Source organism: Kitasatospora sp. NPDC001539 (genome assembly GCF_040298565.1).
Taxonomy (GTDB): domain Bacteria; phylum Actinomycetota; class Actinomycetes; order Streptomycetales; family Streptomycetaceae; genus Kitasatospora.
Genome location: NZ_JBEPAK010000277.1, coordinates 1 through 8,724, shown reverse-complemented (window position 1 = coordinate 8,724; position 8,724 = coordinate 1). Strand labels below are relative to the sequence as shown.

5 protein-coding genes and 1 pseudogene are annotated in these 8,724 nt (G+C 77.1%); 2 read left to right on the top strand and 4 right to left on the bottom strand.

Annotated elements, in window-relative coordinates; all coding sequences use genetic code 11:
• A pseudogene (locus ABT247_RS28980) lies at window positions 1-2,062 on the top strand (hybrid sensor histidine kinase/response regulator); the annotation flags it as partial.
• Between the two features lie 59 nt (window positions 2,063-2,121).
• Here ABT247_RS28980 and ABT247_RS28975 read toward each other — a convergent pair.
• The 3 genes from ABT247_RS28975 to ABT247_RS28965 all read right to left on the bottom strand — a co-directional run bounded on the left by ABT247_RS28975 (window position 2,122) and on the right by ABT247_RS28965 (window position 6,280).
• On the bottom strand, window positions 2,122-3,780 hold the full coding sequence (locus tag ABT247_RS28975) for a long-chain fatty acid--CoA ligase (RefSeq protein WP_350748184.1): 1,659 nt from the start codon (window positions 3,778-3,780) through the stop codon (window positions 2,122-2,124).
• A gap of 210 nt (window positions 3,781-3,990) precedes the next feature.
• The gene (locus ABT247_RS28970; protein ID WP_350748182.1) at window positions 3,991-5,367 is read right to left on the bottom strand and encodes a hypothetical protein; all 1,377 of its coding nucleotides are present in this window, start codon (window positions 5,365-5,367) and stop codon (window positions 3,991-3,993) included.
• 46 nt (window positions 5,368-5,413) lie between these two features.
• The gene (locus tag ABT247_RS28965) at window positions 5,414-6,280 is read right to left on the bottom strand and encodes a glycoside hydrolase domain-containing protein (protein ID WP_350748179.1); all 867 of its coding nucleotides are present in this window, start codon (window positions 6,278-6,280) and stop codon (window positions 5,414-5,416) included.
• 152 nt (window positions 6,281-6,432) lie between these two features.
• Between ABT247_RS28965 and ABT247_RS28960 the strand changes: the two genes are divergently transcribed.
• Window positions 6,433-7,497 carry an EamA family transporter gene (locus ABT247_RS28960; RefSeq protein WP_350748176.1) on the top strand — a complete coding sequence of 355 codons (1,065 nt, stop codon included), beginning with the start codon at window positions 6,433-6,435 and terminating at the stop codon, window positions 7,495-7,497.
• A 183-nt stretch (window positions 7,498-7,680) separates the two neighbouring features.
• Here ABT247_RS28960 and ABT247_RS28955 read toward each other — a convergent pair whose 3' ends face one another.
• Complete coding sequence (locus ABT247_RS28955) at window positions 7,681-8,457, bottom strand: pyridoxine/pyridoxamine 5'-phosphate oxidase (protein WP_350748173.1); 777 nt, start codon at window positions 8,455-8,457, stop codon at window positions 7,681-7,683.
• Window positions 8,458-8,724 lie beyond the last annotated feature (267 nt).

Below are 8,724 nucleotides of genomic sequence, written 5' to 3'. Positions count from 1 at the left end.
CCCCGAACCGCCGACCGTGGTGCTGGCCGCCGCCCAGCGCGGCGACGTCGCCCGGGTCGAGATCCGCGGCCCCGGCATCGGCGGCAGCCCCGTCCACCTGCCGATAGCCCGCGCGGTGGTCGAGCGCCACGGTGGCGTGCTCCAGCCGCACGAGCTGCCCGGCAAGTCCGGGACGACGTACGTGGTCGAGCTGCCGTTGGACCCGGCCGCCGCGAAGGCCGCCGCCGAGCGCGCGGCCGCCGAGGGCCGCTCCGACCGGCCCAAGGAGGGCGACAGCGCCGTCCTGCCCGAGCTCCCCGGCATCCCCCAGCTGCCCAGCAGCGGCGAGGCGGCAGCCGCCCCGGCGGCCGGGCAGCCCGGCGCCGGGTCCCCGGAGCCGGAGCCGGTACCCGCCGAGGAACCCCCGGTCGAGCGCCGCGGCCGCCGCGGCCGGCCCGCCGCCGCGGAACAGGCCCCCACCGCTCCCGCCGCTCCCCCGGTTCCGCCGCCTCCCCCCGTCCCTGCGGCCGGCACCGCCCCCGCGGCCCCCGCCGACCAGTGGCCGAACGCCCCCGCCCGGATCGAGCGGGCCGTCCCCGAGCAGTGGAACGGCACGGGCAACGACCCCGCGTACGGCCGCCAGGGCCTGGCCGGCCCGGACGGGGCGCAGAGCGACCCGTGGGGCAACGACGACGGCAGCTCCGGGCCCGCCTACGCCGTGCCCGTCGAGGGCGCACGCCCCCAGCAGAACCGGCCCGCCGGCCGTGAGCCGCTCGCGCTCGGCCCCGCGCCCTCCGACGCCGCCGCGCCGCCGGACCCCGCCGCCCCCGGTTCCGGCCCCGCTGAGGACAGCGCTGCGGGCAAGCCGCGCCGGCGCCGCGCCCTGCCCTCCGCCGAGGACTCCTCGGGCGGGTTCGCGCTGCCCGGGGTGGCCGACACCCCCGTCTACCCGGGTCTGGAGCACGCCCTGCCCGTCGGCCCGGCACCCGCCGCACCCGAGCCGGCCGCCCCGCCGACCGGCCGCCGCCGGCGGCTCTCGGTACCGCCCGGCCCCGCCCCGGAGAACGCGGGCGACCAGGACTCCGCGGGCGCCGCGGGCCCCGGCAGCGCACTGGAGCCCGCCCGCTCCGCCCTGCCCGCGGCCGAGGAGCCGGGCGCCCCGCAGCCGGTGGGCAGCGGCCTGGCCGAGCTCACCCCGCCGCGCCCGCTCGGCGCCGCGCCGGTGGCCCCCGTACCACCGCAGCCGCCGGTGCCCGCAGAGGCGCGGACCGCGCCGCGTCCGATGGCGGAGCTGCCGGCCGCCGGGCCGTCCGGGGCGGAGCAGCCGCAGTCCGGCACCGGTGAGCTGGCCAACGCGCGGCGGCTGCTGGTGTGGCCCGAGCCCGACCCGGCCACCAACCAGGCCCTCCGCTCCCGCGGCTACCAGCCGGTGATCGTCCGCTCCCGCGAGGAGGTGGCCGCCCAGGTCACCGGCTTCCCCGCGGCGCTCTTCGTCGACCCGCTGACCGGCCCGATCACCCGCACCGCCCTGCAGTCGCTGCGCACCGCCGCGCTCGACAACCGCGTCCCGGTGCTGGTCACCGCCGGTCTCGGCCAGGCCACCCGGGACGCCGCGTACGGGGCCGACCCGGCCGTGCTGCTGCGCGCCCTCGCCCCGCGCGACGGCGAGCACCACGCCCCGCGCGTCCTGCTGGTCGAGGGCGACCCGGACATCGCCGCCGCCATGATCAGCAGCCTGGAGCGGCGGGGCATGCACGTCGAGCACGCGACGGACGAGAACGACGCCGTGGCCCGCGCCGCCAGCGTCCAGCCCAACCTGGTGGTGATGGACCTGTTCCAGATCCGCCGCCGCCGGGTCGGCCTGCTGGACTGGCTGCGCGCCAACGACCGGCTGCACCGCACGCCGCTGGTGGTCTACACCTCGGTGGACCTCGATCCGCGCGAACTGCCCCGGCTGCGCACCGGCGAGACGGTGCTGTTCCTCGCCGAGCGCTCCACCACCGAGGACGTCCAGTCCCGGATCGTCGACCTGCTCGGGCGGATCGGCGCGATGGGCGAGGCGGGCGTCGCCGCCGCGGGCTGAGCCCGGGCACGCCGAGGGCCGGCCCCCCGGTCGGGTCGGCCGGCCCCGCCGGTGCGCCGCTACTTGCCGAGCACCGTGACGTCCAGCGCGCCGGCCGCGTACTCGGCCCGGATCACCTTCTTGTCGAACTTGCCGACCGAGGTCTTCGGCACCGACTCGACGATCGCCCAGCGCTCCGGCAGCTGCCAGGAGGCGATCCGCTCGGCCAGGAAGGTCCGCAGCTCCGGCAGCCCGGCGGTCGCGCCCGGGCGCAGCACGACGGTGGCCAGCGGGCGCTCGCCCCACTTCTCGTCCGGGACGGCGACCACGGCGGCCTCCGCCACCTCGGGGTGGGCCATCAGCTGGTTCTCCAGGTCGACCGAGGAGATCCACTCGCCGCCGGACTTGATGACGTCCTTGGCCCGGTCGGTGAGGGTCAGGTAGCCGTCGGCGGTGATGGTGCCCACGTCTCCGGTGCGCAGCCAGCCGTCCTCGGAGAACTTGTCGTCCGGGCGGACCGGGTCCTGCCCGGCGCCGCCGTAGTACGCCCCGGCGATCCAGGGGCCGCGCACCTCCAGCTCGCCGGCCGAGACGCCGTCGTGCGGCATGCGCTCGCCGCCCGGGCCGATCAGCCGGGCCTCGACGGAGGCCGGGAAGAGCCCCTGGGTGATCCGGTACGGCCACTCCTCCTCGGGCGTGAGGCCGCCCGGCGGCTGGGCGAAGGAGCCGAGCGGAGAGGTCTCGGTCATGCCCCAGGCGTGCAGCACCCGGATGCCGTGGCGCTCGTCGAAGGCCTTCATCAGCGACGGCGGACAGGCGCTGCCGCCGATGACCACCATCCGCAGGCTGGAGGTGTCGTAGTCACCGGCGTCCAGCTCGTCCAGCAGGCCGCTCCAGATGGTGGGGACGGCGGCGCTGACGGTGGGCCGCACCGCGGCGATCATCTCGGCCATCGGCTTGGGCTGGAGGAAACGATCCGGCATGAGCAGGTTGGCGCCGGACATGAAGGCGGCGTGCGGGATGCCCCAGGCGTTCACGTGGAACATCGGGACCACCGGCAGCGCGGTGTCGCGCGGGGTGAAGGCGAAGTTGTCGCCGGTGTTGACCTGCATGCAGTGCAGGTAGATCGAGCGGTGGCTGTAGAGCACGCCCTTCGGGTCCCCGGTGGTGCCGGAGGTGTAGCAGAGCACGGCCGCCTGCCGCTCGTCGATGTCCTGCTGCCAGGGGTAGTCGACCGGCCGGTCCGCGATCAGCTCCTCGTAGTCGTGCACGCCGCCCGCGAAGCCCGCCAGCAGCGAGCGGTCCCCGGGGCCGGCCACCACGACGTGCTTGAGCGTGGGCGCCAGCTCCGGGAGCACGGCCGCGAGCAGCGGCAGGACGCTGCCGTTGACGATGATCACGCGGTCCGCGGCGTGGTTGACGATGAAGGACAGCTGGGCGCCGGGCAGCCGCAGGTTGAGCGTGTGCAGCACCGCCCCCATCGCGGGGACGGCGAGGTACGCCTCCAGGTGCTCCGCGTTGTTCCACATCAGGGTCGCGACCCGGTCGTCGCCCGTCACCCCGAGCTCGTCGCGCAGCGCGTGCGCGAGCTGCGCGGCGCGGGCGCCCACCTCGGCGTAGCTGCGGACGACCGGGCCGGCGCCGTCCCAGGTGGTGACGGTGGAGCGGGCGTGGATCGTGGACCCGTGCTCGAGGATCCGGGCGACGGTGAGCGGTACGTCCTGCATCGTGCTGAACACGGGTCCTCCTCGACCTGGCGGCACTGGCGGCTCCTGCGGCGCCCCTACCCGGGGGTAATGCGCGCGGACGTGCCCGATTGTGCCGCCCCGCCCGTCCGCTGTCAGCATCCCGAAGCCGTTGAACGGATCACTGATTCGCCCGGTTTCTCCCGCTCGCCGGCGGGCGCGGCTCAGCGGTGGTCGGGGCGGCTCAGCGGCGGTCGGCGCGGCTCAGCGGTGGTCGGCGCGGCAGAGCCGGAGCGAGTTGACCGGGTCGGGGGCGTAGGCGGGGTCGAGGACCCAGCCCTCCTCGGCCGCGATGCGCAGCGCGCGGTGGGCGCCGGTGCCGCGGTAGGTGGCGCGGTGGAGCGTGATCCGGCGCAGGAAGGTGCCGTCAGGGGCGACGAGGGGCCCGTAGCCGTCGGCGGGGCGGGCCAGTTCGCGGGTGGCATCGCGCTTGAGGATGCGCCGGATGTGCCGGTCCCAGGCGGCAGGGCTGTTGGTGAACTCGGCCTTGAAGGCGCGCGGGCCGACCGTCCAGCGGGCGCCCCAGCGCTCCCAGCGGTCGGGCTCGGGGTGGTTCACCCAGAAGGTGAGCAGGCCGTACACCGGGACGTAGACGATCTGGAGCAGGAAGACGACCGGCAGCAGCAGCGCGAAGCGGGTGGGCTGCGGGCCCCAGGGCGTGCCCGGTGCGGCGGGCGGATCCTGCGGGGAGGGGGCCGCGAGGGCGGCCGGGGCCGGGAAGCGGCGGACGAGCCGGACCTGCTCGGCGTCGGTGCCGTTCGGCACGCCCTGCCAGCCGAACCGCTCGGCGATCCGGACCACGCCGTCCGCGCCGAGGCCCCGGTAGAGGCGCACGGCGAGTCCGACCGACACCTCGCGGCCGAGATCGGGCTGCACCGTCCCGCCGCCGGCGGCATGGGTCACCTCCGCGGCGGCGATGCGGCGCTCGAGCAGCGGGGTGACGTAGCGCTCCCAGTCCTCGGGGCGGCCGGTGAGCTCGGTGCGGAGGCGGCGCGGCGGGATGAAGCTGCGGTTGACCCGGACCCAGCCGTCGGAGTCGGGGCCGCCGCCGCTGTAGTCGGCGAGGATCAGCACGACGAAGACGGCCACCAGGCCGAGGATCCAGAGCGGGGCGTAGATCCACTGCAGGAGGAACTGGAGCAGCACGGCGGCGCGGTTGCGGCGCGGCGCCGGGCCGGGGAAGCCGCCCGGCTGCGGCGCGGCCTCGAACCGGGCGGCGGGGTCGGGCCGTCGGGCGGCGTCCGGCTGCTGCGGGGGGACCGGCCGGGGGTACGGGACCGGCTGGGGGTCAGCGGCCGGCTGGGCGTAGGGGTTCGACGCGGCGGCCGGCTGGGCGTACGGGTTGGGCGCGGCGGCCGGCGGGCCGTAGGGGTTCGACGCGGCGGCCGGCTGGGCGTACGGGTTGGGCGCGGCGGCCGGCGGGCCGTAGGGGTTCGGCGCGGCGGCCGGCGGGCCGTACGGCTGCTGCGGTGGAACGGGCTGGGCGTACGGGTTCGGTGCGTGCGCGCCCTGCCCGTACGGGTTCTGCTGCGGGGCCGCGCCGTACCCGGGCGCTCCGCCGCTCTCCTGGCCGTTCGTCATTGCGCCCCCTCGTGCTGGTCGAGGGGGACACCCTATCGACGGGGGCTCAACCGGCGGCCGGACCGTCGACCTGGTTGCGGTCGACGGTGAGGACGGCTCCGGCGTAGCTCTCCTGGACGTTGCCGCGGTACTGGTGGACGCGCTGGTGGGCGCCCCAGAGGTCGGGGACGAGCGGGCCGGAGCCCGCCGTGTCGGCGCGGTCGTCCCAGTGGGCGTACCAGACGGCGTCGGGGAGCGGGGAGCTGCCGGCCCGGGCGGCGGCGACCAGGTCGGCGATGCCGGAGTCGAGGCTGGAGTAGTAGCCGGAGCGGTAGCCGGACCGGTGCAGGGCCTCGGTCCAGCCGAGGGTGAAGTCGACCACGGCCTGGCCGCAGGCGGGGTCCCGCATCGGGTAGGACTCGATGTCCAGGTACACCGGGCTGCCCTTGCCGAGGCCGAGCGATCGCATCGCACCCACCGCCTCGGCGGCTTCGTCCCGGCCCTGCCGGACGGCGTTCGCCCGGTCGATCCGCTTGGGCCTGCGGGCGGGGTCGGCGCACGGCGCCTGGAGCCCGACGTGCACCGGCAGGAACCGCCAGCCCATGGCGCGCGCCTGGCGGATCCAGTCGGCGGTGAGCCGGGGCTGGGCGCAGCCGCGCTGGGAACCGCTGACGTAGACGCCGAGCGCCCCGTACGGGGAGCCCGCGCGCCAGGCCCGCAAGGTGTCGAGCGCGGGGGCGCTGCAGGCGTCGAAGGCCGTGCCGCTCCAGTCGTCGCGGCCCGGGGGCGGGCCGGACCGGTCGGGGAGGGTGACGGCACGGATGCGCGGGGCGGCGGCCCGGGCGGAGGCCTCGGCGTTCACGCCCGTCCCATCGGTGGCCAGCAGGAGCACGAGGGAGGCGGCGAGGAGGGCCGCCGGGCGGATGTAGCGCATCCGGCCTTGATACTGACGGACCATCGGACGAATGCGCCAACCACGCCGCGGGCCCCGCCGGCGTCCACCCTTTCGGGCGCACCCGTCCGCATCCGTCCCGATTCTGGTAACGAGCTTGCCCGTTTGTCAGTCCTTACGGCAAACTCGTGAGCATGCCCGTCTCCCGTACCAGCCAAACCGCTGCCCCGACCTCGGCCGCCGCCGTCGCCGAGGCCCTTGCCATGCCGCCCGCCCCCAAGGGCGAGCCGGCCGGCGAGCGGGGCAGCTGGCGACGAGGCGGGGAGCCCGGCTCCGCAGCACCCCCCGGAACGGGGGCCGGCCGGTCCACCGGCCGGTTCGGCAAGGTCCTGCGGCGCCCGGAGAGGATCCCGGCGCCGCTTCTCTGTCTGACCGCGATGTTCCTGGTGCAGACCGGCATCGCGCTGTCCAAGCCGCTCTTCGGCCCGCTCGGGGTCAGCGGCACGACGTTCCTGCGGCTGGCCTTCGCGGCGGTCATCCTGCTCGCCGTCACCCGGCCCAGGCTGCGCGACAAGCGCCCGCGCGACCTCGCCGCGGCCGCGCTGCTCGGCGTGGCCTCGGCCGGAATGACCTTCCTGTTCGCCGGGGCGATCGACCGGCTGCCGATGGGCACCGCCGCGACCATCGAGTTCCTCGGCCCGCTCGCCGTCGCCCTGGTCTTCGCCCGGCGCGCCGGCCACCTGCTCTGGGCGCTGCTCGCGGCGGCCGGGGTGGCGCTGCTGACCCTGCTCGGCGAGGGCTCCGCCGGCGGCTCGCTCGACCCGGTCGGCCTGCTGTACGCCTTCGGGGCGGCGGCCTGCTACGCGGCCTACATCCTGTTCACCGACAAGGTCGGCGCCACCTTCCAGGGCTTCCAGGGCCTGGCGGTGTCGATGACGGTCGGCGCGCTGACGCTGGCGCCGTTCGGCCTCGGCCAGGCCTGGAACGGGCTGACCGCGCCCGGTGCCTCGCCTCTGGCGCTGCTCGCCGCGGCGGCCGGGGTGTCGCTGCTGCTGCCGGTGATCCCGTACGCGCTGGAGATGACGGCCCTGCGCCGGATGCCCCAGCGGGTGTTCAGCGTGCTGGTCAGCCTGGAGCCGGCGGTCAGCGCGCTGGTCGGGCTGGTGGTGCTCGGCCAGCTGCTGGGTGCCGCGCAGTTGGCCGGAATCGGTTGCGTGGTCGCGGCCAGCGTGGGGGCCACGCTGACCGGGCGGCGGTAGGGCCCCGCGCGGGGCCGCGTCCCGGGCGCTACGGGCGCGCGGCCCCCGGCCGGGAGCGCCGCACGGGGGAGCGGCACGGCCGGGAACGCTACGGGCGGGGGAGCGCCGCACCGGGAACGCCACGGCCGGGGTGCGCTGCCGCCGGGCGCGCGGCGGCCGGGACGCCCCGGCCGCCAGGGGGCGCTACGGCCAGAGCAGCGTGCGCGACCACTCCGGGCTGCGGACCGGGCCGGTGCGGGTGTAGCGCAGCCGGACGTGCCGGCGCTGCGGGTCGCCCTGCCAGAACTCCACCTCGTGCGCCCACAGGGTGTAGACCGCGTGCCCGGCCGCGACGGCGTCCGGGGTGGCCTCCAGCCGGCGGCGGGCCACCGCCACCGCCTCGTCGTACTCGGTGAGCGCGCCCAGCGGCTCGCTCTGCCGTCCGACCAGCGCGCCGACCCGGGCGGCGGGCGAGCGGGTGGCGAACTCCGCGGCGGCGACCAGGTCGGCGGCCCGCTCGACGGTGCCGCGGACCCGCACCTGGCGGCCCAGCTGCGGCCAGTAGACGGACAGCGCGGCGGCCGGGTGGTCGGCGAGCTGGCGGCCCTTGGGGCTGTCGGCGGCGGCGGAGAAGTTCCAGCCGGTGCCGGCCGCGTCGACGTCGCGCAGCACCAGCACCCGGGCGTCCGGCACGCCGTCCGCGTCGACGGTCGAGAGGGTGAAGGCCTGCGGGTCCAGCACCCCGGCGTCCAGGGCGGTGGCGAGCCACTCCACGAACAGCGGGCCGGGCTCGGCGGGGGCGGCCTCGTGGTCGAAGGAGGGCAGCGGGCGGGCCATCGGCGGGCGGCCGAGCAGCAGCTCGGGGACGGACCTCGGCTCGGGCCGGTGCTCGTCCGGCGGCGCGGGGCATGCCTCGGCTTCGGGCTCGGGTGCCGACCCGGCCCCGTCCGCACCGGTCAGGTCCTCGTCCTCCGCCGCCATCGCGCGCCCTTCCTTCCGGTTGCCGCGGTCGTCGCGCCGGCCGGGCCGGTCCGTTCCGGGCCCGGGCACGTGGTGCGCTGTCGGAGCGCAACCGTACCGCCGTGGGCCGACGGCTCCCGGCGCGGGCCCTCGGTGACGGGGCCGGGCACCGGACGCGCTCGTGGGCGGTGCCGATGGCGGGCCCCCCCCCCAGGCCGGGTTGGCGGCGGCCCCTTACCCTTGGCGGGGCCAGATAGGAAGATCACACCACATAAAACAAGGAACCCC

Excerpts from the sequence above, each read along its gene's own strand:
- ABT247_RS28970 (WP_350748182.1), bottom strand. The coding sequence starts at position 5,367 with ATGACGAACGGCCAGGAGAGCGGCGGAGCGCCCGGGTACGGCGCGGCC.
- ABT247_RS28965 (WP_350748179.1), bottom strand. The coding sequence starts at position 6,280 with ATGCGCTACATCCGCCCGGCGGCCCTCCTCGCCGCCTCCCTCGTGCTC.
- ABT247_RS28960 (WP_350748176.1), top strand. The coding sequence starts at position 6,433 with ATGCCCGTCTCCCGTACCAGCCAAACCGCTGCCCCGACCTCGGCCGCC.
- ABT247_RS28955 (WP_350748173.1), bottom strand. The coding sequence starts at position 8,457 with ATGGCGGCGGAGGACGAGGACCTGACCGGTGCGGACGGGGCCGGGTCG.